The sequence below is a fragment of the Brucella daejeonensis genome, from assembly GCF_014199265.1.
In the GTDB taxonomy this organism is placed as follows: Bacteria; Pseudomonadota; Alphaproteobacteria; order Rhizobiales; family Rhizobiaceae; genus Brucella; species Brucella daejeonensis.
In genome coordinates this window covers 90,475-116,048 of record NZ_JACIJG010000006.1, presented here as the reverse complement: position 1 = coordinate 116,048, position 25,574 = coordinate 90,475, and the positions used below count along the sequence as shown (strand labels likewise).

Below are 25,574 nucleotides of genomic sequence, written 5' to 3'. Positions count from 1 at the left end.
TCAGCCGAAACGCTTTCGGGGTGCGCGAACGATGCGCGAACAACGTGCGAACAAGGGGACGGGTTGGCAGGCATGGCTGTGAGCAACAAGGCAGGCATCGACAAGCTGATGACGGATGGCCTGAAGACCGGGCAGGTGCCGAACGACAGCCGCCATGCGCGCCAGCTGGTCCGGCGCCAGCAGATCGCTGAAACAGTGATGGCCGAAGGCTCGATGCGCATCGAGGACCTGACCGAGCGTTTCGGCATCAGCCTCATGACGGCCCATCGCGATGTCGATGAACTTGTAAGCCGCGGGCTGTTCCGCAAATCGCGCGGGATCGTATCGGCGGCTCCGACCAGCCTCATCGAGGCGAGCGACCAGTATCGCGTCAGCCGCCAGTCGGAAGAAAAGAAGCTGATCGCCGAAGCCGCCATGCAGTTCGTCGAGCCGGGACAGGCCATCTTCTTCGACGATTCCACCACCGTATTACAGATGGTGCCCCATCTGCCGGACAAGGGTCCGCTGACCGTCATCACCAATTCGCTCACCCTGATGAACGAAGTGCGCGACATAAAGGACGTGACGCTGCTCGGTCTCGGCGGCCAGCTCTATAACTGGTGCAACGCCTTCGTGGGCGGTATGACGATCCATGAGATCCGGCGTCTTCGCGCCGATGTGGTCTTCATGTCGATTGCCGCGATCACCGACGATCTCCTGTTTCACCAGTCGCCCGAAATGGTGGAGACCAAGCGCGCCATGCTGGACTGCGCCGCCAGGCGCATTTTGCTGGCCGATCACACCAAATTCGAGCGCCGCGCCCTGCACAATTTCGGCGCGCTGACCGATTTCGATGTTGTCATCGTGGATGAACATACGCCGGAAGCGCATCTGGAGCGGATGCAGTCGCAGGGTATCGAGGTTGTGATCGCCCGATCGGGCGGATCGAAATCATGAGTCGGGAATAGAATTCATGCCTTCTCTGCTCGGAATCGACAGCGGACTGACCGTCACCAAGGCCGTCCTGTTCGATATTGACGGAACGCCGCTTGCCGTCGCGCGCCGCCGCGTGGCGCAATCGTTCCCGCACCCACGCCATGTCGAGCGCGACATGGACGCGTTCTGGAACGCGACCGCCGATGCGATTGCCGAAGCCATCGCAAAAAGCGGGCGCCCGGCTTCCGATATTCTGGCGATCGCCACCACGGCCCATGGCGACGGCATTTATATGCTGGACAGGGATCGCCGTCCGCTCGGCGCAGGCATATTGTCGCTCGACAGCCGTGCCGTCGATGTGGCGGAGCGCTGGGTCGGCAGTCCCGTCGCGGACCGCGCCATTGCCGTTACCGGGCAACTGCCGCACGCATCGGCCCCTTCGGCCATTCTGGCATGGGTGAAGCAGAACGAGCCGGAACGCTATGGCCGCATCGCGCATGTGATCGCCTGCAAGGACTGGCTGCGCTTCTGCCTCACCGGCGCGGTCGGCACGGATCGCACCGAGGCCTCGACCTCCTTTACCGATGTGAACACGCAGGATTATTCGCGCGAGGCGCTTGCCTTGTTCGGGCTGGACGAGCTTTGGGACGCCCTTCCGCCCATGTCGCGCTCGGACGAGATCGTCGGTGGCGTTTCGGCGCAATGCGCTGAGCGCACGGGCCTCGTCGCCGGTACGCCCGTTGTCGGCGGGCTGCATGACGTGACGGCTTCCGCGCTCGGCGTCGGCGGGTTGAAGACAGGCACGGTCGCGGTCGTGGCCGGAACCTATTCGATCAACGAGACGCTTTCCCGCGAGCCGCGCGTGGACAGAAGCTGGTTTTGCCGCAACGGCATCGCGCCCGGCGAATGGAACAATATGTCGATCTCGCCCGCATCGACGGCCAATTACGACTGGTTTCTCGACCAGCTTTGCCCGGCGGAACGCCGTGAGGCCGAGGAGACGGGGCGCTCGATCCATGACATGCTGCGCCCGGAAATCGACGCGGCGCTGGCAAGGCCCTCGACGGCGCTGTTCCATCCCTATCTGTTCGGTTCGCCCTATGGGGCGATGGCGAGCGGGGCCTTTTTCGGCCTGCGCGGCTGGCAGGATCGCGGCGACATGCTGCGCGCCGTCTGGGAAGGCATCGCCTTCAACCATCGCATCCATGTGGACCATCTGAAGGACGGTTTCGCGATCTCTGCCGCGCGGCTGACCGGCGGCGTGTCGCGCAGCCCGGCTTTCGCGCAGATGTTCGCCAATGTGCTGGGGATGCCCGTTACCGTCACCGATACGGACGAGGCCGCCGCCTGGGGGGCGGCGCTATGCGCGGGCAAGGGGGCGGGCGTTTTCGCCGATGTCTATGGCGACCCGCGCGATCTCGACGCCATCGCCCGCGCTTACGAGCCGGATCGTGAGCGCAGCGCGCTCTATGAGAAGCGCTATGGGCTGTTCAGGGAGATTGCCTCGGCGCTCGGTCCTCTCTGGCCGAAGATCGAAGCCCTCAAGGATTGACATGAAAGGGCGTGTCCCGCGCCTCAAAGAGACACTGAAATGAACGATTTCGTAAGTCATGCCGACATGAAGAAGCGCATCGGGCTGCTTGAGGCCGAGGGCGTGGAGGTGCTCATCCTCGGTGCGGGCGTCAACGGGGCAGGGCTTTATCGCGACCTTTGCGAGCAGGGCGTGAACTGCCTGATCGTGGACAAGGCGGATTTCGGCTCCGGCACCAGTTCCGCGCCCTCCCGGCTCATCCATGGCGGGCTGAAATATCTGGAAACCGGCGAATTCGGCCTTGTGGCGCAATCGACGCTGGAGCGCAATCTCCTGCTGAAGAACGCGCCGCACAATGTCGAACCGCTGCCCACTTTCATTCCGGTCTTTTCGTGGGGCAAGGGCATCACGGCGGCGCTGCGTACGCTGTTCGGATCGACGACCGCGCCGCGCAGCCGCGGCGCCGTGCTCATCAAGATCGGCCTTGCGCTTTACGATTATTTCGGCGCGCGCGAGCGCGTCATGCCGCGCCATCGTTTCCTGCTGAGAAACACGGCGGTAAGGGAAATGCCCTATATCACGCCTTCCATCGTGGCGGGCGGCATTTATCACGACGCGAAGGTCAGCCAGCCGGAACGTCTGGTCTATGAGCTTGTCAGCGACGGGCTGTGCGCCAATCCGAAAAGCGCCGCCGTCAATTTCACGACGCTTGCTTTCGTCGCAAACGGCGTGGTCGGCTTCGAGGGGCCGGACGGCGCGAAATTCGCGGTCAGGCCGAAGATCGTCGTCAATGCCGCCGGGCCATGGATCGACCGTGTGAACGCAGCGCTCGGCAAAGAGACGAAAATGATCGGCGGCACCAAGGGCTCGCATATCCTGCTCGACCACCCCAGGCTGGTGGAAAGCCTCAACGGCCGCATGATCTATTTCGAGGCCGACGACGGGCGCATCTGTCTCGTCTACGATTATCACGGTCTGGCGCTGGTCGGCTCCACTGATATTCCGTCAGACGACCCGGACAATGTGCGCTGCGACGATCCTGAAACGGATTATTTCATCGACAGCCTGCGCTCGCTCTTGCCGGGCCTGCAATTCGACCGCAGCCAGATCGTCTACAGCTATAGCGGCATCCGTCCGCTTCCGGCTTCCAATGCCTCCGAACCGGGGCTTATCAGCCGCGACCACTCCGCGCCGGTCATCGAGCCCGAAGCGGACCGCCCTTTCGCGATCATTTCGCTCGTCGGCGGCAAATGGACGACCTTCCGCGGCTTTGCCGAGGAAGTGGCCGACAAGGTTCTCGACCGCTTCGGGCGGGCGCGGGTCAAATCGACGCGCAACCTTGCCATTGGCGGCGGCAGGGACTGTCCTTCGGATGACATGGCGCGCAAGGCATGGGTGACGAAATACGCTTCGCAAACCCGACTGTCCGCCGCGCGTGTCGAAACGCTTTTGCGGCGCTACGGCACCACGGCCCTGCCGATCATGGGCGAGGAGGCGGCAACAGGCGTCACGACGCTGCCCGATACCGATACGGTCAGCACGACCGAGATCGCGTGGATCGCCCGCAACGAGCTTGTCGTGCATCTGGCCGATGTGGTTCTGCGGCGCACCACGCTTGCAATCGACGGGGCGCTGACCAACGGCAATCTGGCCGCAATCGCCGATATTCTGGCGCGGGAGCTTGGCTGGGACGAGGGCCGCAAGGCGCAGGAAATCGAGGCGGTCGAGGCCGAGCTTGAAAAACGGCATAATATGATCTTGCAGGCCCAGCCCGCGAAAAGGCGCTGATCTTTCGCCGACGTCGATCTTCTTGTTTTGACGCGCATCTTATCCGAAAACCGTTTCACACTTTTCGGGATGCGCTCTATGTTGCATTGCCACCGAGCTGGAAAGGGATGCCTCATGGATATCAAGCGAAACGGAACCGATCCTTCGGGCAAGGGGCCAGCCGATTGGTTTACGGGCAATGTCCGCATCGATCCGCTGTTCTCCCCCAATGAGGCCCGGCGCGCTGCGGCCGCGACCGTGACTTTCGAGCCGGGCGCGCGCACCGCCTGGCATACGCATCCGCTCGGACAGACATTGATCGTGACGGCGGGCCTCGGTCTGGTGCAGCGCGAAGGCGGTCCGGTCGAGGAAATTCGCCCCGGCGACGTCGTCTGGTTCGAACCGGGCGAAAAACACTGGCACGGCGCGTCGCCCGATAACGCCATGACCCATATCGCCATTCAGGAACAGCTCGACGGCAAGGTCGTGGAGTGGATGGAGCATGTCAGCGATGCGCAATATGGCGGGGCGTGAAGCGCTTTTCCGCGTGCCGGACCGAAGATGACGGGGCCATTCATTGGCTTCGGCTTACGCAAAATGCCAATATAATTGCGTAAATTGCGAATAGGAGTTTCCTGTTTTCCCTATCATGCGGTCTGCAATAAACAAAGGGGAGAAGGAAATGAAACGTCTATTTCTGTTGCTCGCGGCAAGCGCAGCCTGCCTCGCCAGCGTGCAGGCGAATGCCGCCGAGGGCGAGAACTGCAAAGCGCCGAAATTCTCCGATGTCGGATGGACCGACATTACCGCAACGACCGCGCTTGCTTCGCTGCTGCTCGAAAAGGCCGGATATCAGCCGCAAACGACCATTCTTTCGGTTCCGGTCACGTTCCAGTCGCTGGAAAACGGGCAGATCGATATTTTCCTCGGCAACTGGATGCCGCTTCAGGAAGAAGCGCGCAAACCCTATCTGGACAAAAAATCCGTCGAACAGGCGGGCGTCAATCTCGAAGGCGCAAGGATCGGCCTTGCGGCGACCGGCAAGGACCTCGGCATCAAGACCTATGCCGATATCGCGAAGTTCAAGGACGAGCTTGGCGGCAAGATCTACGGCATCGAGGCAGGCAGCAGCGCCAACGCCACGATCCAGTCGATGATCGAAAAGGACAATTTCGGCCTGAAGGATTTCCAGCTCGCGGAATCGAGCGAACAGGCGATGCTTTCACAGGTCCAGAATGCCGTGCGCAAGGAAGAGCCGGTCGTGTTCTTCGCATGGACCCCGCATCCCATGAATATCCGCTACAAGCTCACCTATCTCCAGAACGGCGACAATCTGTTCGGGCCGGATGACGGCGCGGCGACGGTCGAGACCCTGACGCGCAAGGGCTATGCGGCGGACTGCCCGAATGTCGCGCGCTTCCTGTCGAACCTGAAGTTCAACACGGAGATGGAAAGCACGATGATGAACATGATCCTCAATGATGGCATGGAAGCAAAGGACGCCGTCGCCAAATGGATCAAGGAAAACCCGACGCAGCTCGACGCATGGCTCGACGGCGTGACCACTTTCGACGGCAAGCCCGCGCTTGCGGAAGTGAAATCCGGGCTGGGGCTGTAGGCGCCCCGCCTCCCGTTATTGCCGCAGCTTGCTCGGCGACTGGCCGAAATGCCGCTTGAAGGCGCGCGACAGCGAACTGATCGACGAAAAGCCGGTCTGTTCCGCCGTGTCCGCCATGGAAAGATGCGTATCGAGGATCAGCCGCCGGGCAGCTTTCAGTCGCAGCGAGAGATAGTAGCTGCCCGGCGACTGGCCTATCGCATCGGCGAAGAGCAGTTCGAGGCTGCGCGTGGAAAGCCCCAGCTTGCGGGCAATGCCCGACACCGGGATGGGCCGGTCTATGTGCGTTTCCATGATCTTGATCGCTTCGGCCAGCCGTGGCTCGCGGTTGAGCAACCGCCCGAGGGAGACCAGCGGCTGCGCGTCCGAAGCCTGTTTCACCTCATCGTAAATATAAAGGCTCGCCACGTCCAGCGCGATGGAATAGCCATGCCGGGCGCGGATGAGCGCCAGCATCATGTCGAGCGCCGGAGCAGCCCCGCCCGTAGTGAGAAAAACGCCGTCGCGCACCCAGCGATCCGACTGGGTTTCGGTTTCCGGGAAGCGCTGCGAAAAGGCTTCAAGGTCCTCCCAGTGGGTGGTCGCCCTGCGCCCGTTCAGCAGCCCCGCCTTCGCTAGGACCCATGATCCGGCCTCCACGCCGACCACGAGTTTCGACTGTCGGGCGGCGCGGCGCAACATGGCGAGAAGCCCCGGCGTCGCATGTTCGAGCGCGTGGAAGGCGCTGACGATAATGAGAATATCCTGCGCGCCCGCGTCGAATTTTCCGTCCGCCGAAACCCTGAGGCCGCTCGACGTGACGGGGTCGCTGCCGTCGGGCGATACGACGCGCCAGCGGTAGAGCGAGCGCCCGGTGACGCGATTGGCGCCGCGCATCGGGTCGAGCGTCGCCGCCAGCGACATGAGCGAGCAGTCGGGCAGGACAAGCAGGGTAACGCTCAACTCGTCGTCGGAAGGTTCAAACACCATGGGTTTCGCTCTTCGCCAAATAGATTTCGTAAAATGATAATCCCGGCAAATCGCGACCTGTCAAGCTTGTTAAAACAAGAGCATTTCCGGCGGCAGGTGCCTGAGCCGGAATCGGCCAGAGGGAAACAGTCATGCCTTTGAAACCATCCCGGGAAATATTCATCACCGCTGCCGTGACAGGAGCTGGAGCGACCACCGACCGCTCGAACAAGGTGCCGGTCACGCCGCGCCAGATCGCGGATGCGGCGATTGAAAGTGCTGCGGCGGGTGCCGCAATCGCCCATATCCATGTGCGCGATCCCGAAACCGGCGAGCCATCACGCGAGCTGGGGCTTTTCCGTGAGGTGGTGGATCATATCCGCGCATCCGGTATCGATATCGTTTTGAACCTGACGGCTGGCGTCGGCGGCGATCTCGTTCTCGGCTCCGCTGAAGCGCCGCTGCCGCCCGACGCTGCGAAGACCGACATGGCGGGCGCCACCGAACGGCTTGCCCATGTGGCGGAACTCCTGCCGGAAATCTGCACGCTCGATTGCGGTACGATGAATTTCGGTGAAGGCGATTATGTGATGACCAACACGCCCGCCATGCTCAAGGAAATGGCGGCGCAGATAAAGCGGCTCGGCGTGCGCCCGGAAATCGAGATTTTCGATACCGGCCATCTGCCGCTCGCCCAGTGGCTCCAGCAGCAGGGCCTGCTTGACGATCCGGTTCTGGTGCAGCTTTGCATGGGTATTCCGTGGGGCGCGCCCGATGATCTTGCGACGCTGGTTTCCATCCTCCACAATCTGCCGGAAAACTGGATTTTCTCGGCCTTCTCCATCGGCCGCAACCAGTTGCCCTATGCGGCGCTCGCAGTGCTTGCAGGCGGCAATATCCGCGTGGGGCTTGAAGACAATATCTGGCTCGACAAGGGCGTTCTGGCATCGAATGGCGATCTGGTCGAACGGGCCCGGACCATCGCCGTCAACATGGGCGCCAAGGTTCTGACGCCCGCCGAAGTCCGCGAAAAACTCAAGCTCACGAAGCGCTGGTGATAATCATGAACGGCCATTCTTCCCGGAAAATCGCCTGTATCGGCAGCGGCGTTATCGGCAGCGGCTGGGCCGCGCGTTTCCTCCTCAACGGCTTCAATGTCGCGGTCTACGATCCGTCATCGGATGCGAAGGCGACGACGGAACATATTCTCGACAATGCGCGGCGCGCGCTCGCGGCGCTGACGACGGCGCGTCTGCCGCAGGAAGGCAAGCTCTCCTTTGCCGCGTCGCTGGCGGAAGCGGTCGAAGGCGCGGTGCTTATTCAGGAAAGCGTGCCCGAACGCCTCGACCTGAAGCTTGCCGTGATGGCGGAGATCGAGGCGCATTCGGCCGCCGACGCGCTGATTGCTTCATCGACGTCCGGCTTTCTGCCAAGCAGGTTGCAGGCGGGGCTACGCCATCCCGAACGGCTGCTGATCGCCCATCCCTACAACCCCGTCTATTTGTTGCCGCTGGTGGAACTGGTCCCCGGCGAAAAGACTGCTGCCGGAACGATTGAAAGCGCTTCCGCGCTCTATCGCCAGACCGGCATGGAGCCGGTGGTGCTGGAAAAGGAGATCGACGCCTTTGTCGGCGACCGTCTTCTGGAGGCGCTGTGGCGCGAGGCCCTGTGGCTCGTGCGCGACGGCATCGCCACGGTGGAGCAGATCGATGACATCATCCGCTATTCGTTCGGGCTGCGATGGGCGCAGATGGGCCTGTTCCAGACCTATCGCATTGCGGGCGGCCCGGCTGGTATGCGCCATTTCCTCGCCCAGTTCGGCCCGGCGCTGCAATGGCCCTGGACCAAACTGACGGACGTGCCGGAGCTTGACGATGCCCTGATTGGCCGCATCGCCGACCAGTCGGACGCGCAGAATGAAGGGCTTTCAATTCGCGATCTGGAACGGATTCGCGACGAGAATCTGGTGGCGATCATCCGCGCGCTCGCGCATCAGCAACAGGGCAAGGGATGGGGTGCGGGCGCGCTCCTCAATGCCTATGCGGCACGGCTCGACAGGGCGGGCGGGACGGCAGGGGCTGGTTCCGGCGCGTTGCGCCTTCTGGACGTGCGCGTGATCCCGGAATGGATCGACTATAACGGACACATGACCGAACATCGCTATCTCGACGTGTTCGGGCAGGCGACGGACCGGTTTCTGGCTCATATCGGCGTGGACGAAGCCTATCTGCAATCCGGCCACAGCTATTACACTGTCGAAACCCATATCATGCATCGCGGTGAGGCGAAGGCGGGCGACGCGCTCCATGTCGAAACGCAGTTGCTCTCCTGCGACGAGAAGCGCGCGCATCTGTTTCACAGTCTGCGGCGGGGTGACACGGAAATCGCCAGCGCCGAGCAGATGCTGCTGCATGTCGACAGCAAGGCAGGCAAGGCCGTGGCGGCGAAGCCCGCCATACGGGAGGCTCTGGAGCGGATATTCCGTTCCCATCAGGAGATGCCGACCCCGATAGCCGTCGGACGCCATGTCGGCAGGCGCGGCTGATACGTCTTCGGCCCGCCAAGCAGCACTGCCATAAAAACGGTCGCGGCTGTTCATTCCGCCGTGAGCCGCAACGAATAGTGGAGCCGTTCCCTGAACAGGCATTGTTGTTCGTATTGCTTGACATTTAATCAATCGATTGATTAAATCATTCCATGAGCACATCGAAAAATACCAGGCGGGATCAGCCGCAGCCCTCGGTGGAACAGACGCGCGCCGCGCTCATTCATGCGGCATTGCAGCTTTTCGGGTCGAAAGGCTTCGACGCCACGTCGACGCGCGAGATTGCCGCGCTTGCCAGGGCGAATATAGGCTCCATCGCCTATCATTTCGGCGGCAAGGAAGGGCTTCGTCTGGCAGCGGCGGACTATATCGTGGAGACGATACAGGGTGTGGCCGGTCAGGCGCTTGGCCATTATGCGGTGATCGGCGCGTCCGCCGAGACGAAGGAAGAGGCGCGGCAGCAGCTTGCCATGGCCGTCGAGCGGATGTCGCGCTTCATCGTGGCGCAGCCGCAATCGGGCGAGATCGTGCAGTTTCTCCTGCGGGAGCTTGCGCATCCGACGGCGGCGCTCGACCGCATCTATTCAGGCGTGTTCGAGCCGACGCATAAAAGGCTCTGCGCCATCTGGGAAATCGCGACGGGCGAGCCTGCCGAAAGTGAAAGCACACGGCTCGTCATCTTCACCCTGCTCGGACAGGTCGTCTATTTCCGTATCGGCCGCGAGGCGGTCAAGCGGCGCATGGGCTGGTCGACGATGGGTGACGACGAGGCGACGGCGGTGGCCGCGATCACGCGACAGAACCTTGCGGCGATCCTCGCGGCCAGGGATGCGGCTAAAGAGGATGAGGTGTCGCGATGAGTTTTTTGTGTATGCTTCCCTTTGCATCCTATCTGTTCGCGGCCTGCGGTGCGCAACCGCTTGCGGTCGGCTATGTCGAGGGCGAATTCGTGCGCCTTGCACCGCTGGAAGTAGCGCAGGTCCAGTCCGTGGCGGTCAGGCGCGGCGACCGGGTGGCGCCGGGCAGGCCGATTGCGAGGACCGAGGATACGGACGCGAAGATCGCTGTCGCACAGGCCGAGGCGACGCTGGAGCAGGCGCGCGCCCAACTGGCGGATTTGCAGGTCGGCAAGCGCCCGGATGAAATCGCCGTTCTGGAAGCAGCGGTGCGCACCGCGCAGGCACAGACCGACGATGCCCGGCGAACGCTCCTGCGCACGCAGGACCTCACAAAGCGCGGAGTGATGACGCAGGCCCAACTCGACGATGCCGCGACGAGGCTGGAGGTGGCCGAAGCTTCCATCAATCAGGCGACCTCCAATCTGGCTGTGGGACGGCTTCCTGCCCGGCCCGAAACGATCAAGGCGGCGGAAAACGCCGTCAAAAGCGCGGAAGCGCAGCTCGATTCCGCCCGCTGGCACCTTGCCAAGCGAACCATCGAAGCGCCTGCGCCGGGCCGCATCACCGATGTCATCCGCAATCCCGGCGACATTGCGGGGCCATCCGCTCCGGTGCTGACCATGCTGCCCGACGGTGCGGTCAAGCTGAAGGTCTACATACCGGAAGACAGGCTTTCGGCGGTGCATGTCGGCGACATGCTGTCGGTCCGTTGCGATGGCTGTGCGCCGGATCTCACGGCGCGGATCAGCTATGTCTCGCCCGATCCCGAATTCACGCCGCCGGTGATCTACTCGCTGGAGACGCGCCAGAAGCTCGTCTATCTGGTCGAGGCGCACCCGGTCGATCCCGCCTCGCCCTTGCAGCCCGGCCAGATCGTGGACGTCGATCTGGGCGCGAAATAAGCGAGCGTGACGATGCCCAACGCCATTGAAGTCAAGGGACTGGTCAAGCGTTTCGGAAGCGCCACCGTCGTCGATCAGGTCAGCATGACGGTGGCGGAGGGCGAGATCGTCGGCTTTCTGGGGCCGAACGGCTCCGGCAAGACCACCACGATCCGCATCATGTGCGGCCTGCTGACGCCGGATGAGGGCGAAGGGCAGGTGCTTGGTTACAATCTTCGCACCGAGGGACTGAAGATCAAGCGCGAGGTCGGTTACATGACACAGCGCTTTTCCTTCTATGAAGACCTGACCATCGCTGAAAATCTTGAATTCGTCGCGCGTCTTTACCGGCTGAAACCGGTGAAGGAGCATGTGGCGCGCACGCTTTCGGAACTGGGCCTGACCTCGCGCGGCAACCAGCTTGCGGGCACGCTGTCCGGCGGTTGGAAACAGCGGCTGGCGCTTGCCGCCTGCATCATGCACAAGCCGAAGCTTCTGCTGCTGGACGAACCGACCGCAGGCGTTGATCCGAAGGCGCGGCGCGATTTCTGGGACGAGATTCACCGTCTCGCCGATGGCGGCCTGACCGTGCTCGTCTCGACCCATTACATGGACGAGGCCGAGCGCTGCCATCGCATCAGCTATATTTCCTATGGCAGGCTGCTGGCGACCGGCACGGTGAGCGAGGTGATCGCAAAGGCGGGACTGACGACCTTCGTCGTCAACGGCCCGCGGCTGGGCGAGATTGCGCGGGAACTGGAAGGCGAGCCGGGCGTGGAGCAGGTGGCGCCTTTTGGCGCGACGCTGCATGTCGTCGGGTCCGACCGGGACAGGCTGGAAGCGGCGCTGGAAAAGGTCAGGCATCGCGAGGGAATTTCCGTCGCGGCGGGCGAGACCAGCCTCGAAGACGTCTTCATCCAGTTCATGGCGAATGCGCGGGACAACATGACGAAGGACGGTGCGTGATGAAAGGCGGCTGGTTCTCCCTCGGGCGTCTTGGCGCGATGCTGGCGAAGGAATTCATCCAGATGCGGCGCGACCGCATCACCTTCGCCATGATGCTGGTGGTGCCCCTGATGCAGTTGCTGCTGTTCGGCTTTGCCATCAACAACGATCCCAAAAGCCTGCCGAGCGCGCTGGTCGCGACCAGTCAGGATCATTATACGCGGGCGATGGTGTCGGCGCTGGAAACGACCGGCTATTACCGTTTCGATCATGTGGTCCGCAGCGCGGCGGAGGCCGAAGCGCTGATCGCAAGCGGCACGGTTTCCTTCGTGGTGACGATCCCGTCCGATTTTGCAAGGCGTGTCGACGCGGGCGACGAGCCGCAAATCCTGATCGAGGCCGACGCCACCGACCCGTCGGTGGCAAGCGGCGCGATCTCGACGCTTGGAACCGTGGCCAGTCAGGCGCTCCTGCGCGAACAAGGCAAGCAGGCGGAGGCCGAGGACGCCGCGCGCAGCCAGCTTCAGGTGGTCGTGCACCGCCGCTACAATCCCGAAGGCGTGTCGCAATATAATATCGTTCCGGGTCTTCTGGGCGTGATCCTGCAAATGACCATGGTCATGATGACGGCCATGGCGCTGACCCGCGAGACGGAACGCGGGACGATGGAAAATCTGCTCGCCATGCCCGCTACTCCGGCGGAGATCATGCTGGGCAAGGTGCTGCCCTTCCTTGTGGTGGGCGCGGTGCAGGTGGTGGTGGTGCTGGTTGCGGCGAAGCTTCTGTTCGGCGTGCCATTCGTCGGCTCGCTGACGCTTCTGCTGAGCGCTGTGCTGATCTTCGTCCTGTCGCTGGTGCTGCTCGGCTATACGATTTCGACGGCTTCGCGCACGCAGATGCAGGCCATGCAGCTTACCTTCTTCTTCTTCCTGCCGTCGCTCATGCTGTCGGGCTTCATGTTTCCGTTTCGGGGTATGCCCGACTGGGCGCAGGCGCTGGGCGAAATTTTCCCGCTGACGCATTTCCTGCGTATCGTGCGGGCGGTCATGCTGAAGGGCGCTCACCTTTCCGACATCGCCGGAGAGGTGAACGCCCTCATATTCTTTGTCTTTCTGTTCGCATCGCTGGCGCTGCTGCGCTTCCGGCGGACGCTGGATTAGCAAGCCGACGGGGCCAGTGCCGCTTTCGGGCGGCGGGACAGCGTGAACAGCAAGCCCGCTGCCGCCAGAAGGCCACCGGCAACCGGAATGGCGGCATAGCCGTAGCCCGCGCTGATGACGCCGCCGCCAAGGGCAGCCCCCACGGCGTTGCCGAGATTGAACGCGCCGATATTGATCGACGAGGCAAGGCCCGGTGCTTCCGCCGCCGCCTGCATGACGCGGGTCTGGACCGGCGGAACGATGGCGAAGGCGGCGGCACCCCATGCCAGCAGGCCGATTGCAGCGCCGATATGGCTGCCGAGCATGAGCGGCAGTATCAGGCTGATGATCGCAAGTGCTGCGAGGAAGATGCGTGTTGCGCCGTTGAGCGACCAGTCTGCCAGGCGTCCGCCAAGCGCATTGCCGATGGTAAAGCCCACACCGATGAGGACGAGCGCCAGTGTCACGAAGCCTTCCGAAGCGCCGGTGCGGTCGGCCAGCACGGGAGCGACATAGGTGTAGAGCGTGAACATGGCGCCCGCGCCCATGACGGTCGTTGCGAGCGACATCAGCACGGTCGGGCGCATCAGGACGCCCAGTTCGCGGCGGATGTCCGGCATCTTGCCTGCTTCGCCGCGCGGCAGCGAAAGCCAGAGCGCGGTGATGGCGAGCAGGCCCAGAACGGCGGTGCCTGCAAACGACATGCGCCAGCCGATCTGCTGGCCGACCCAGGTTGCCGCCGGGACGCCGCCAATATTGGCAATCGTCAGGCCCATGAACATGGTGGCGACGGCGCTGGCGCGCTTTTCGGGCGGCACGACGCTGGCGGCGACGACGGAGCCGAGACCGAAGAACGCGCCATGGTTGAGGCTCGTGACCAGACGGGCGGCCAGCAGCGTCCAGTAATCCGGCGCGAGCGCGGAAAGGATGTTGCCGAGCGTGAATATGCCCATGAGCAGCATCAGCGCCGTGCGCTTGCCGAAACGTCCGAAGGCGAGCGTCATGACCGGCGCGCCGACCATCACGCCGATGGCATAGGCGCTGACGAGAAGGCCAGCCGTCGGGATCGATACGTCCACGCCGTCCGCGATGACGGGCAGGAGGCCCATCGGCGCGAATTCCGTGGTGCCTATACCGAAGGCACCGATTGCAAGCGCGAGCAGCGGCCAGTTGAAACCGGCCGCCTTCGTCGCGCTGTCCTGTGCGTTTACAGCACTCATCGCGAAATCTCCGTTATTTCCTTACTTGTCCCAGACGGGTGCCAGTCCGGGAGGGCTGACCAGTCGTCCATCGGGACGGGCGAGCTTTGAAATCGCCGTCATGTCTTCTGCATTCAGTTCAAAATCGAACACGTCGAAATTTTCCGCCACGCGCTCCGGCTTCGCCGTCTTGGAAAGGGCGATGAAGCCACGCTCGATCAGCCAGCGCAGGCCGACCTGTGCGGCGGTCTTGCCGTATTTCGCGCCGATGGCCTGAAGCGTCGCATCGCGTGGCACCGCACCGTCGGCCATGCCGTAATAGGCGGTGATGGCGACGCCTGCGTCTTCGGCGGCTTTCGCCATTGCATCCTGATCGAGATAAGGATGCGCCTCGATCTGGTTGGTGACGATGGGCGCGGCGCTCCGCTCGATGGATTCGCGCATCTGTGCGATGTTCTGGTTGCTCACGCCGATGAAGCGCGTCTTGCCCGCGGCCTGCACGGCATTCAGCATGTCGATCTGGTCGGTGATGGCGACCTTGTCGGCGGGCCAGTGCAGAAGCAGGAGGTCCACCCGATCGACCTTCAGCCTGTCGAGGCTTTCATCGACCGAAGCCGCGAATTTTTCCGGGCTGTAATTGTCCACCCAGACCTTGGTGGTCAGGAACAGGTCGTCGCGCCTTGCGCCAGCCTTTTGCAGGGCGCGGCCAAGGGCAGCTTCGTTCTGATAGATCTGCGCCGTATCGAAATGGCGGAAACCGGCTTCAAGAGCGGCCGGGACGACGGTTTCCACTTCGGCATCGCTCATGCGGAACACGCCGAAACCAAGCGCAGGAATGGCTGCGCCATGTGCGTTGACGAATTTCATTTGTAAATCCTGTTGTGAATCGTGATGTGGCTGACAGATAAGCGCGTTGTGCCGACTTGAAAATCCGCTCGAAATCCACATTATCTGTGAAACGGTTTCACAGATGGAGCGGATGATGGACAATCGCGCCGGCGAAATGCAGGTCTTTCTGCGCGTCGTGGAAACGGGCAGTTTTTCCGAGGCCGCGCGTCTTTTGCGCATGAACCCTTCCACGATCAGCAAACTCATATCGCGTATAGAGGCGCGGCTGGGCGTGCGCCTTCTGGAACGTTCTTCGCGCAGGCTGTCGCTGACGACGGAGGGACAGATCTATTATGAGCGCAGCCAGGGGCTGCTGCACGAATTCGAGGAGGTGGAGCGCGAGATTTCGCAAGGCTCCGCGAGCACCGGCGGCACGGTGCGCGTCAACGCTTCCGTGGCGCTTGGAACGCTTGCGCTGGAACCGCTCCTGCCGGAATTCCTGTCGGCCTATCCGAATATCGTGATCGACCTGTCGCTGTCGGACGAACTGGTCGACCTCTATCTCGATCGCACCGATGTGGCGTTCCGTATCGGCGCTCTTCCCAATTCCAGCATGACGGCGCGCAGGCTCGGCATCGCACGGCGCAAGATCGTGGCGGCGCCGTCCTATCTCGCACGTCACGGCACGCCGACGACCGTGGACGACCTTGCCGATCACAACTGCATCGGCTTCAATTTCCGCCGTGCCGCGCCGGTCTGGCCGCTCAAGGAAAGCGGGCGGATCGTGGACCGCGCCGTCTCCGGTTCGCTTCTGGCCAATAATGGCGAGACTGTCCGCCGCATGGCTGTGGCGGGACTGGGGCTTGCGCGCATCGGCGATTATCACGCGCGCGAAGATATTGCGTCCGGCAGGCTGGTGGAGGTCCTGTCCGATGCGGTCGAGAACGACCTGGAGGAAGTTCACGCCGTGTTTCTGGGCGGGGCGCGGCTGCCGCAGCGGGTCCGCGTTTTCCTCGATTATGTCGTGCCGCGGCTTCAGGCCTATCTCGCGGCGCAATAGGCCCACTTTGATAGAATCGAAGGGTTTGCCCACCGGAAAGCCCGTATTTGCCGCGTGAAACAGACTGTTCAGCAAAAAAATCCATTTTTCGATAGGTAAACGATTTCAATTCGTTGCCACCGAACCGCTGTCCATTCACGGTTTGGCGTTCCGCTTTTGTGTTGACTATTAACATTGCGTTAACCACAGTTTGTTGCAATATGTAACAGATCGTTACATTTCTCGATATCGAACGAGGTGTGGATTGAGCAAAAACCGGCAGACCAGACAGCAATCCTTGCAGGCAAGGGGGAGGTCTGCCGTGGCCGACATGACGTCGTTCTGGGGGCTGATGCGAGCCTACTGGATTTCCGACCGCTGGAAGGAGGCCTGGGGCCTCACCCTCGCGATCTTTCTGATGACGGCTTTCGTCAGCAAGACCACCGTCTGGGTGGCCGAGGCTTCGGGCCTGCTGATGAACTCCATCGTCAACGTCAATACGGCGCCGGTCCAGAATCCTCTTGCAACGATTGCGGCCAATGCGGGCATTCTCGTTCTGCTGATGCTGGCGAAGGATATGTTTCTGGTCGGCTCGCGCCATTTCCTGTCGACCACGCTGCACCGCAAATGGCGCAACTGGCTGAACGACCAGTTCTCGACCGCGCTTCTGGACGGCAGGCACACTCATTTCCATCTGCAACAGGGCCGGGCGAAGGACCAGCCCGACAATATCGACCAGCGTTTGCAGGAATCGATCAAGGGCATGACCGGCGGCGCCATCGGCCTCGTCATGGGCATTGTCGGCGTGGTTCTGTCGGCCTTCTTCATCGGGCAGAAGCTGATCGAAATGTCGACCGAAGTGGGCGGGCTGGAATTTCTCGGCAGCTATGGCAGCGCGGTTCTCGCCTTTGCGGCAATCGCCATCTATGTGCCGCTCGGCACGCTGGTCGCGGTCAGGATCGGCAAGCGGCTGGAGCGCCTGAATCTCGGCATCCAGAAGGCCGAAGGCTCCTATCGTGGCGAATGGACGACGCTCCTGCGCCGCAGCTTCCAGATTTCCGCCTCCGGCGGCGAGACCGTGCAGCGGTCGGTCAATGACCGCCTCTACAGGGACGTGGACGGTACGTGGAACCGTCTCAACCGCTTCGACGCGGCCTATCTGGCCTTCTCGCAGGCCTATGGTTTCCTGTCCAATCGCATCGTTGCCTATATTCCGGGCCTTCTGCCCTATATGAGCGGTTCGGTCAGCTTCCGTAACTATGTGACGGGTGCGGAACTGGTTGCGGCGATGATCAACGATTGCTCGTGGTTCATCCAGGTCATGCCGGCGATTGCCAATCTGCGCGCCAATGCAGGCCGCGTGACAGGTCTCGCGCAAGCTATCGAGAACGTTCAGGACCCAACCGAATTCTACAACCGCTCCGGCATCAACCGCTTTGCTTTCGCCGAACAGCATCCGCGCTTCGGCTTGTCGGTGCGCAACCTGACCCTCATGCAGGGGCCGGACAGCGAAGCGCCGTTCCTGCGTTCGGGCGTGATCAATATTCGCGCTGGCGACTGGGTCTATATGCGCGGTGAATCCGGCTCGGGCAAAACCTCCTTCGTGAAGGCGCTGAACGGCCTGTGGCCCTATGGCACCGGCGATATCATCTATCCGCAGAAGGCGACCACCCTTTATGCCACGCAGGAAGCGAAGTTCCCCTCGGTATCCCTGAAGCAACTGGTGAGCCTGCCCGCCGATGCGGAGCGGTTCACCGATCTGGCGGTGGCCGCCGTGCTGCACGAGGCGGGGCTTGGCGAATTCATCGAACGCATGAACGACCCGGATGCCGGTGGAACGCCCTGGGACATGATCCTGTCCGGCGGGCAGAAGCAGAAGGTCGTGCTGGCGCGCATTCTCCTGCACAAGCCCACGATCATCTTCCTCGACGAGGCAACGGGTGCGCTCGATTCCGCTTCGAAAATGCGCTTCCACGAAGCGCTGAAGACGCGCTGCCCGCAAGCCATCGTCATCAGCATCATGCATGAGGAAAAGCTGCCATTGCTCGAAAACGGCGCGGAGGTCTATTCCCACGTGCTGGATATCCGCAACGGCTATGTTTCGCTGCGCCCCGCTCATTTCGATTTCGTGCCGGATGTCGCCGCAGGGGCGCCGCTGATCGCCGCCGAGTAATCATCGCCGAAAACATCGCAGGGTTGTAAAAGTCCATATTTGGACTATATTCCAATCTGGATGATTGGAGGCGATGATGGCCAGACACAGCGCGATATTGAAGCCGACAATGGACAAGGGGCCGGATATTCTCGATGCGGCGCGTTTTTCCCCGCAGTCGCGCAAACGGTTGAGCGGGCCGGGGTTGCGCAGCTTTCTGACCATTGCCGATCTGTGGAGGCTGGACGAGCAGCAGCGGCTTCTGGTGCTGGGGCTGCCTTCACGGTCCACCTATTACAACTGGGTCAAGGCGGTGCGCGAACGGCGCGACATCACGCTCGATGTCGACGTGCTGATGCGTCTTTCCGCCGTTCTTGGCATTCATCAGGCGCTGGGTGTGCTTTATGCCGACGAGAAAGCGGGCATTCACTGGCTGCATACACCCAATCAGGCCGGTGTTTTCGGCGGGCATCCGCCGTTGAGGCTGGTGGCGAGCGGGCTTCAGGATGGATTGCTGACGGTCCGCCGCTTTCTGGATGCGGCGCGCGGCGGGCTTTACATGGAACCGAATGCGCTCGACCGCGAGTTCCGGCCCTATCGCGACGAGGACGTGGTGTTCTCGTGAAGCGCGGTCCGGCACCACAGCCGAGCTATCGTCTCATCCCGTCGCGCTTTCCGCCGATCGGTCTTTTCGACACGGTCGCCACCGCCGCCGACCTGGAGGCGGTGATGGAACTGGCAGGCTGGACCAATGACCGGCTGCTGGCCGAGCGGTTACAGCGCCTTGCGCGTGAGGAATGGGTGTTCGGAAGGCCGAATTCCAGCATTGTGATGGCGAGCTTCCTGCATGTGGCGCCGGGTGGAATGCGCTTCAACGGGCCGGAGCTTGGCGCATGGTATGCGGCAGCGCGCCTCGTCACGTCGGTCGTGGAAGTTGCGCACCACATGCGCCGCGAGACCGTCGCCACGCAGCAGGACGGGCTGTCGCGCACTTTTCGCGTTTATACGGCGAAGCTTGAAGAGGATTTCGTCGATATATGCGGCAGGCAGGCGCCGATGCGCGATGTTTACGATCCGGTTTCTTATGCCGCATCGCAGAAATTCGGCGAGGATATGCGCGAAAAGGGCGAATTCGGCATATTATTCGACAGTCTGCGCCATGCAGGCGGCATCAACGCCGTCGCCTTCCGCCCGAGCCGCATTGCCGAGGTGGTGCAGGGCGACCATTACGAAATCACGGTCGAGCGGGTGTCGATGCGTATCGAAGCGAAAAAACTGAACGTCTGACGCGTCAAGTCCATATGTCAGGCCCATTCAGGAACGCGGGTCGCGGAGTCGCGCAGGATGAGTTCCGCGGGCCATAATTCGTGAATATCGGCGGGCGCGCCGCCGTCCAGCATGTCCATCAGGAGGTCGGCGCAGCGCTTGCCCGCTGCCCGCATCGAGGAGCGCGTCGCCGTCAGCGAAGGCACCATATTGTCGGCGCTGAGGAACGAAATCACGTCGTCATGGGCGATGACGGAAATGTCCTTGCCGATGGTCAGGCCGAAGGAGCGCGCAGCCCGGTAAATGCCGAGCGCGGTCATCATCGAACCGGCCACGAAGGCGGTCGGGCGCGGCGTGCGCTCCAGAAGCTTGCGCGCAAGGCGATAACCGATCTCGTCGGTGAAGTCGCCATGCTCGACCAGATCCGGGTCGAACGCGATCCCCCGGCTTTCCAGCGCCTTGCGGTAGCCTTCGTCGCGGTGAAGCGAGAAGGTAAAGCCGTAGCGGCCGTTTATCATGGCGATACGGCGATGGCCCAGATCGAGCAGATGGCTGGTCGAGCGATAGACAGCACCCTCATTGTCGATGTCGAGCCAGGCATGGGGAATGTCGGTTTCCGAGCGCCCGTGGACGAGAAACGGTATGCCCAGTTCGTGCAACATGCGGATGCGCTCGTCATTCGGCTTGGGCGAGGTCACGATGATCGCATCGACGCGGTGACTGGTGGCAAGCCGGCGGCAGAGCTGCACTTCGTCGTCGGTGCCATGATTGGCAATCGGGCTGACGAGAATGTCCACCTCGTCCTGGCCCAGCCTTTCGGCCATGCCGCGCATGAATTCGGCAAAGTGAAATTCGCTGTTGCGGCCCATCACGACGCCGATCGCGCCCGCGCGCCCCGTCACCAGCCGGACCGCGTTGACATTGGGGCGGTAGCCGAGCCGCACCGCCTCTTCCATCACCCGCTTGCGCGTTGCTTCCGCGACTTCCGGGTAGCCGCTCAGCGCCCGGCTGACGGTTGTGGCCGAAAGGCCGAGATGTTTGGCGAATTCGCGGAGCTTCATGAGGCTTTCGAATTATACAGGCGGGCAAGGTGGTGGATTATAGCGGCTTGCCTGCGATTAACAATTGGTCGCTTCTTGTCTGCGACTGGCTGTCCTGACTCTAGGGTCTAAACTCAATCAGGTTTCGGGCGTGGCGTGAGCCGGATTTTGTTCCTGAACAGGAGGAAAGGCCGACGTGGTGTCCCCCACCACGAGGGTTTTTCGACGCATTCGGGGGCAAAATCCGCCACGTCCCGAAGGGATATGACGAAAATAACCCATTTTGGCGTCGCGAAACCTCGATGGAGGGACACTCCACCTTCGGTTTCGCTCCTGAAACTGTGTCATTTTCGACCATACCACGCTCCAAATCCTAATTGGGTTTAGACCCTAGTCTGCACCAGACTCAAACCGATTTCAAGTTTGTTTGAATTTTGCCGTGGCCGTATTGCGTGGCGCATGGCCCCGGAATAGTTCCCGTTTGCGGATTGGCTTATAAGTATTTGAATTATAATACCTAAAAATTAAAGTAATGGAATTCATGCGGGCAATAAATCAGAAGCTTGACATAAATGCAGTCCTCTGCAACCTTTTTGTCATCCAAACCGTTTTCGATTATACAAACACAGGATGGATGGGAGGAGGGAACAATGAAAGCTATTCGTGGTGTGCTTGCCGGATGTCTGGCATTCGGATTGGCGACGGTGAGCGCTCAGGCGGTGGAGATTTCCATCGCAGCCAGCTCGACCGGCAACAATATCAAGTTTCTGCAGGAACAGGTCGTCGGGTTCGAGAAGGAGACCGGCAACAAGGTCAACATCGTCTCGATGCCGTCATCGAGCAGCGAGCAGTTCAGCCAGTATCGCCTGTGGCTTGCCGCCGGTAACGCGGATATCGATGTTTATCAGACCGACGTGGTGTGGGCGCCGCAACTATCCGACCAGTTCATCGATCTGACGGAGGCGGCGAAGGACGTGACGGGCGCGCATTTCCCGTCGATCATCGCGTCGCAGACCGTGAACGGCAAGCTTGTCGCGCTGCCCTTCTATACGGATGCGCCAGCGCTCTTCTATCGCAAGGACCTTCTGGAGAAATACAACAAACAGGTTCCTGTGACCTGGGACGAAATGGCAGCAACCGCCAGGGAAATCATGGACAAGGAGCGGGCCGAGGGCAAATCGGACCTGTGGGGGTTCGTTTTCCAGGGCAATGCCTATGAGGGCCTGACCTGCAACGCGCTGGAATGGATCAAGTCGTCCGGCGGCGGGCAGATCGTCGAGGCCGACGGGACGATTTCGGTCAATAACGAAAAGGCCGCCGCTGCCCTCGACCGGGTCAAGGGCTGGATCGGAACGATCTCGCCGCAGGGCGCGCTTGCCTATCAGGAAGAGGAATCGCGCGGCGTGTGGCAGACCGGCAATGCGGTCTTCATGCGCAACTGGCCCTATGCCTATGCGCTGGGCAACAGCGCCGATAGCGGCGTGAAGGGCAAGTTCGACGTGGCGCCTCTACCCGCCGGCGCGCAAGGCGACGCGCCGTCCTCGACGCTCGGCGGCTGGAATCTCGCCGTCTCCAGATATTCCGCCAAGCAGGATGCGGCGATTGCGCTCGTCAAATATCTCGCTTCGCCGGAAGTGCAGAAGGCGCAGGCCATCGAAATCTCGCGCCTGCCGACCATCAAGGCGCTTTACGACGACAAGGATGTCATCGCCGCGCAGCCTTTCATGGCCAACTGGAAGCCTATCTTCCAGAATGCCGTGCCGCGCCCGTCGGCTGCGACGAAGGTGAAATATAACGAAGTCTCGTCGAAATTCTGGACCGCCGTGCACAATACCCTGTCGGGCAGCGGTACGGCGGCGGAGAACCTGGAATTGCTTGAGGTCGAACTGACCGAGCTGCAAGGCTCCGGCTGGTAGGGACCGATCAAGCCGCGTTCGGGCCGACCTCCCGAGAGACCCGAACGCCCCTTTCATCCGATGATCCGGAGCAGGACATGACGGAGACTTCTCTCGATAATTCGGGGAGTCCGGCCAATGGTGGCCGGGTTCACTCCGATCTGCGCGCGCAGCGTATCCGCTCGGCGTGGCTGTTTCTCGCGCCAAGCCTTCTGGTCCTTGCGCTGGTGGCCGGATGGCCGCTGCTTCGCACCATTTATTTCAGCTTCACCAATGCATCGCTGACGAGCCTCGCCACGGCGAAATTCGTTGGCTTCGACAACTATCTCTCGTGGATCACGCTCAAGAGCGGGCGCACGATCTATCGCGGTCTTCTGGTCGATCCCGCCTGGTGGGGCGCGGTCTGGAACACGATCAGGTTCACGCTGTTTTCGGTCAGTCTCGAAACCGCCTTCGGCCTGATCGTGGCGCTGGTGCTGAACGCGAATTTCCGGGGGCGGGGCCTCGTGCGCGCGGCAATCCTGATCCCGTGGGCGATACCGACCATCGTGTCGGCCAAGATGTGGGGCTGGATGCTCAACGACCAGTTCGGCATTCTCAATCATATCCTGCTCAATCTCGGCCTCATCAGCCAGAAGATCGCATGGACGGCCAATCCCGATACGGCCATGATCGCGATCCTGATCGTCGATGTGTGGAAAACGACGCCATTCATGGCGCTGCTCATTCTGGCCGGCCTGCAAATGGTGCCGTCCGACATTTACGAGGCGGCGAAGATCGACGGCGTGCATCCGGTCAGGGTGTTCTGGCGGGTGACGCTGCCGTTGATCCGGCCGGCGCTCATGGTGGCGGTCATCTTCCGTATGCTCGACGCGTTGCGCATCTTCGATCTGATCTATGTGCTGACGCCCAACAATGCGCAGACCAAGACCATGTCGGTTTTCGCGCGCGAGAATCTCTTCGACTTCGACAAGTTCGCTTATGGCGCGACGGCGTCGACGATGCTGTTCCTCATCATCGCGGCCATTACCGTGGCCTACATGTTCTTCGGACGTGTGAATGTTGGTGGCAGGGGGGAGTAGCGCAATGCGATATGCAAGGATATTCGGCTTCTATCTCCTGGTGGCGTTCATCATCCTGATAGCCGTCTTCCCCTTCTATTACGCGATCATCACCAGCGTGAAATCGGGGACCGCGCTGTTTCGGGTTGATTACTGGCCTACCGGTTTTTCGCTCGACAATTATGCGGGCGTGCTGACACAGGGCAGTTTCCTGCGCAGTCTCGGCAATTCCCTGCTGGTGGCAACCGTCGTGGTGGCGATCTCGCTTCTGCTTGCGGTAACGGCGGCCTATGCGCTGGCGCGCGTGAGCTTTCGGGGACGGGGATTGCTCCTCCTCACCATCCTGTCGGTCTCGATGTTTCCGCAGATCGCGGTTCTGGCCGGTCTGTTCGAGCTGATCCGCTTCCTCGGCATCTTCAACACGCCGCTGGCGCTGATCTTCTCCTATATGATCTTCACGCTGCCGTTCACGGTCTGGGTGCTCACTACCTTCATGCGCGACCTGCCGGTGGAGATCGAGGAAGCGGCCATTGTGGACGGCGCATCGCCGTGGGTCATCATCACGCGGGTCTTCATGCCGCTCATGTGGCCCGCGCTGGTGACGACGGGCCTGCTCGCCTTCATCTCCGCGTGGAACGAATTCCTGTTCGCGCTCACATTCACCTCGTCCGGCAGCCAGCGCACCGTGCCCGTGGCTATCGCGCTTCTGTCGGGCAGCAGTCAGTTCGAAATCCCCTGGGGCAACATCATGGCGGCTTCCGTCATCGTCACGGTTCCCCTCGTCATTCTCGTACTCATCTTCCAGCGGCGGATCGTATCCGGTCTGACGGCAGGCGGCGTAAAGGGTTAGGTACAGCCATGGCAGAGCTTCAATTGCGCGGTGTGCGCAAGTCTTTCGGCAATTTCGAGGTCATCAGGGGCGTGGACATGGATATCCGTCCCGGTGAATTCATGGTTTTCGTCGGCCCTTCGGGCTGCGGAAAATCCACGCTCCTGCGCCTCATCGCGGGGCTTGAGGAAATCACCTCGGGCAGCCTCTCCATCGACGGAACAGTGGTCAACAGCTTCGCGCCATCGAAGCGCGGCATCGCCATGGTTTTCCAGTCCTATGCGCTTTATCCGCATATGACGGTCTATGAGAACATGGCTTTCGGGATGCAGCTTGCAGGCAAGGGCAAGGATGAATGCAAAGCCCGCATTCATCAGGCCGCGGAGATGCTGCAACTGACGCCCTATCTGGAGCGCCTGCCGCGCCAGCTTTCCGGCGGGCAGCGCCAGCGTGTCGCCATCGGCCGCGCCATCGTGCGCGATCCGAAGGTTTTCCTGTTCGACGAACCCTTGTCCAACCTCGATGCGGCGCTACGTGTGGCTACAAGGCTTGAGATCGCCAGGCTTCACCAGAGCATGGAAGACACAACCATGATCTATGTGACGCACGATCAGGTGGAGGCGATGACCCTGGCCGACCGCATCTGCGTGCTGCGCGATGGACGCGTGGAGCAGATCGGGACGCCGCTTGAGCTTTATGAAAAGCCCAATTCGCTTTTCGTCGCCGGGTTCATCGGATCGCCGAAGATGAATTTCCTGACCGGCGCTCATGCCGCGCCTTTCGGCTCTCACACGGTGGGCCTGCGCCCCGAGCACCTTGCCATCGTGCCGGAGAGCGAGGCGGACGGCCGCTGGACCGGTCAGGTGATCCACACCGAAATTCTCGGTTCCGATACCTATGTCTATATCGATCTCGGCCTTGAGGAGCCGCTGGTTGTCCGCGAAAGCGGCGTGGCGGTACGCAAGGCAGGCGAGACGCTCTCGGTTTCCCCCATGGGGGAAAATATTCATCGTTTCGATGAAAAAGGCCGCGCCCTCAACGGTTCGTCCGTCTGACGTCGACCTCCCAAGCTTAACG

At 61.7% G+C, this 25,574-nt stretch carries 23 protein-coding genes; 19 read left to right on the top strand and 4 right to left on the bottom strand.

Features of this window, described 5'->3' with window-relative positions; translation table 11 throughout:
• The first annotated feature begins 72 nt into the window (after nucleotides 1–72).
• The 5 genes from FHS76_RS09440 to choX all read left to right on the top strand — a co-directional run bounded on the left by FHS76_RS09440 (nucleotide 73) and on the right by choX (nucleotide 5,831).
• Complete coding sequence (locus tag FHS76_RS09440) at nucleotides 73–936, top strand: DeoR/GlpR family DNA-binding transcription regulator (protein ID WP_183651225.1); 864 nt, start codon at nucleotides 73–75, stop codon at nucleotides 934–936.
• Nucleotides 937–952: 16 nt separating this feature from the next.
• Nucleotides 953–2,467 carry an FGGY-family carbohydrate kinase gene (locus tag FHS76_RS09435; protein WP_183651222.1) on the top strand — a complete coding sequence of 505 codons (1,515 nt, stop codon included), beginning with the start codon at nucleotides 953–955 and terminating at the stop codon, nucleotides 2,465–2,467.
• 39 nt (nucleotides 2,468–2,506) lie between these two features.
• Nucleotides 2,507–4,234, top strand: a complete 1,728-nt coding sequence (locus FHS76_RS09430; protein ID WP_183651219.1) for a glycerol-3-phosphate dehydrogenase/oxidase — start codon at nucleotides 2,507–2,509, stop codon at nucleotides 4,232–4,234.
• 114 nt (nucleotides 4,235–4,348) lie between these two features.
• Complete coding sequence (locus tag FHS76_RS09425; RefSeq protein WP_183651217.1) at nucleotides 4,349–4,747, top strand: (R)-mandelonitrile lyase; 399 nt, start codon at nucleotides 4,349–4,351, stop codon at nucleotides 4,745–4,747.
• Nucleotides 4,748–4,895: 148 nt separating this feature from the next.
• Entirely contained in the window at nucleotides 4,896–5,831 is a 936-nt protein-coding gene (gene choX / locus FHS76_RS09420; RefSeq protein ID WP_183651215.1) for a choline ABC transporter substrate-binding protein, read from the top strand.
• Between the two features lie 15 nt (nucleotides 5,832–5,846).
• Here choX and FHS76_RS09415 read toward each other — a convergent pair whose 3' ends face one another.
• Complete coding sequence (locus tag FHS76_RS09415) at nucleotides 5,847–6,800, bottom strand: GlxA family transcriptional regulator (protein ID WP_183651212.1); 954 nt, start codon at nucleotides 6,798–6,800, stop codon at nucleotides 5,847–5,849.
• Nucleotides 6,801–6,931: 131 nt separating this feature from the next.
• Between FHS76_RS09415 and FHS76_RS09410 the strand changes: the two genes are divergently transcribed.
• The 6 genes from FHS76_RS09410 (at nucleotide 6,932) to FHS76_RS09385 (ending at nucleotide 13,209) form a co-directional block, all read left to right on the top strand.
• On the top strand, nucleotides 6,932–7,837 hold the full coding sequence (locus FHS76_RS09410) for a BKACE family enzyme (protein WP_183651208.1): 906 nt from the start codon (nucleotides 6,932–6,934) through the stop codon (nucleotides 7,835–7,837).
• Between the two features lie 5 nt (nucleotides 7,838–7,842).
• Nucleotides 7,843–9,324 carry a carnitine 3-dehydrogenase gene (locus tag FHS76_RS09405; RefSeq protein ID WP_183651206.1) on the top strand — a complete coding sequence of 494 codons (1,482 nt, stop codon included), beginning with the start codon at nucleotides 7,843–7,845 and terminating at the stop codon, nucleotides 9,322–9,324.
• 152 nt (nucleotides 9,325–9,476) lie between these two features.
• Complete coding sequence (locus FHS76_RS09400) at nucleotides 9,477–10,184, top strand: DUF1956 domain-containing protein (RefSeq protein WP_183651204.1); 708 nt, start codon at nucleotides 9,477–9,479, stop codon at nucleotides 10,182–10,184.
• The gene (locus FHS76_RS09395; RefSeq protein ID WP_183651202.1) at nucleotides 10,181–11,125 is read left to right on the top strand and encodes an HlyD family secretion protein; all 945 of its coding nucleotides are present in this window, start codon (nucleotides 10,181–10,183) and stop codon (nucleotides 11,123–11,125) included. Before FHS76_RS09400 ends, FHS76_RS09395 begins: the two co-directional genes overlap by 4 nt.
• A gap of 12 nt (nucleotides 11,126–11,137) precedes the next feature.
• Complete coding sequence (locus FHS76_RS09390; protein WP_183651200.1) at nucleotides 11,138–12,070, top strand: ABC transporter ATP-binding protein; 933 nt, start codon at nucleotides 11,138–11,140, stop codon at nucleotides 12,068–12,070.
• On the top strand, nucleotides 12,070–13,209 hold the full coding sequence (locus FHS76_RS09385) for an ABC transporter permease (RefSeq protein WP_183651198.1): 1,140 nt from the start codon (nucleotides 12,070–12,072) through the stop codon (nucleotides 13,207–13,209). The genes FHS76_RS09390 and FHS76_RS09385 overlap by 1 nt, the downstream gene beginning before the upstream one ends.
• On the opposite strand, the gene FHS76_RS09380 is transcribed toward FHS76_RS09385, so the two are convergent.
• Nucleotides 13,206–14,408, bottom strand: coding sequence for an MFS transporter (locus FHS76_RS09380; RefSeq protein ID WP_183651196.1), 1,203 nt, complete (start codon nucleotides 14,406–14,408; stop codon nucleotides 13,206–13,208). The genes FHS76_RS09385 and FHS76_RS09380 overlap by 4 nt on opposite strands.
• 21 nt (nucleotides 14,409–14,429) lie before the next feature.
• Complete coding sequence (locus FHS76_RS09375; protein ID WP_183651193.1) at nucleotides 14,430–15,254, bottom strand: aldo/keto reductase; 825 nt, start codon at nucleotides 15,252–15,254, stop codon at nucleotides 14,430–14,432.
• Nucleotides 15,255–15,369: 115 nt separating this feature from the next.
• On the opposite strand from FHS76_RS09375, the gene FHS76_RS09370 reads away from it, so the two are divergent.
• The 4 genes from FHS76_RS09370 to FHS76_RS09355 all read left to right on the top strand — a co-directional run bounded on the left by FHS76_RS09370 (nucleotide 15,370) and on the right by FHS76_RS09355 (nucleotide 19,693).
• Nucleotides 15,370–16,275: a LysR family transcriptional regulator gene (locus tag FHS76_RS09370; RefSeq protein WP_183651190.1), complete on the top strand. Its 906-nt coding sequence runs from the start codon at nucleotides 15,370–15,372 to the stop codon at nucleotides 16,273–16,275.
• A gap of 301 nt (nucleotides 16,276–16,576) precedes the next feature.
• The gene (locus tag FHS76_RS09365; RefSeq protein ID WP_183651187.1) at nucleotides 16,577–18,427 is read left to right on the top strand and encodes an ABC transporter ATP-binding protein/permease; all 1,851 of its coding nucleotides are present in this window, start codon (nucleotides 16,577–16,579) and stop codon (nucleotides 18,425–18,427) included.
• Between the two features lie 76 nt (nucleotides 18,428–18,503).
• Nucleotides 18,504–19,031 (top strand): MbcA/ParS/Xre antitoxin family protein, encoded by a 528-nt coding sequence (locus FHS76_RS09360; RefSeq protein ID WP_183651184.1) that lies wholly within the window; start codon nucleotides 18,504–18,506, stop codon nucleotides 19,029–19,031.
• Nucleotides 19,028–19,693, top strand: coding sequence for an RES family NAD+ phosphorylase (locus FHS76_RS09355; protein ID WP_183651181.1), 666 nt, complete (start codon nucleotides 19,028–19,030; stop codon nucleotides 19,691–19,693). Before FHS76_RS09360 ends, FHS76_RS09355 begins: the two co-directional genes overlap by 4 nt.
• Before the next feature lie 17 nt (nucleotides 19,694–19,710).
• Here the strand turns inward: FHS76_RS09355 and FHS76_RS09350 are convergent, their stop codons facing one another.
• The gene (locus tag FHS76_RS09350) at nucleotides 19,711–20,733 is read right to left on the bottom strand and encodes a substrate-binding domain-containing protein (protein WP_183651178.1); all 1,023 of its coding nucleotides are present in this window, start codon (nucleotides 20,731–20,733) and stop codon (nucleotides 19,711–19,713) included.
• A 629-nt stretch (nucleotides 20,734–21,362) separates the two neighbouring features.
• Between FHS76_RS09350 and FHS76_RS09345 the strand changes: the two genes are divergently transcribed.
• The 4 genes from FHS76_RS09345 to FHS76_RS09330 all read left to right on the top strand — a co-directional run bounded on the left by FHS76_RS09345 (nucleotide 21,363) and on the right by FHS76_RS09330 (nucleotide 25,552).
• Complete coding sequence (locus tag FHS76_RS09345) at nucleotides 21,363–22,628, top strand: ABC transporter substrate-binding protein (RefSeq protein WP_183651175.1); 1,266 nt, start codon at nucleotides 21,363–21,365, stop codon at nucleotides 22,626–22,628.
• A 77-nt stretch (nucleotides 22,629–22,705) separates the two neighbouring features.
• Entirely contained in the window at nucleotides 22,706–23,689 is a 984-nt protein-coding gene (locus FHS76_RS09340) for a carbohydrate ABC transporter permease (RefSeq protein WP_183651172.1), read from the top strand.
• A gap of 4 nt (nucleotides 23,690–23,693) precedes the next feature.
• Nucleotides 23,694–24,518, top strand: coding sequence for a carbohydrate ABC transporter permease (locus tag FHS76_RS09335; RefSeq protein WP_183651169.1), 825 nt, complete (start codon nucleotides 23,694–23,696; stop codon nucleotides 24,516–24,518).
• Between the two features lie 8 nt (nucleotides 24,519–24,526).
• Nucleotides 24,527–25,552, top strand: coding sequence for an ABC transporter ATP-binding protein (locus FHS76_RS09330; RefSeq protein ID WP_183651166.1), 1,026 nt, complete (start codon nucleotides 24,527–24,529; stop codon nucleotides 25,550–25,552).
• The last annotated feature ends 22 nt before the right edge of the window (nucleotides 25,553–25,574 follow it).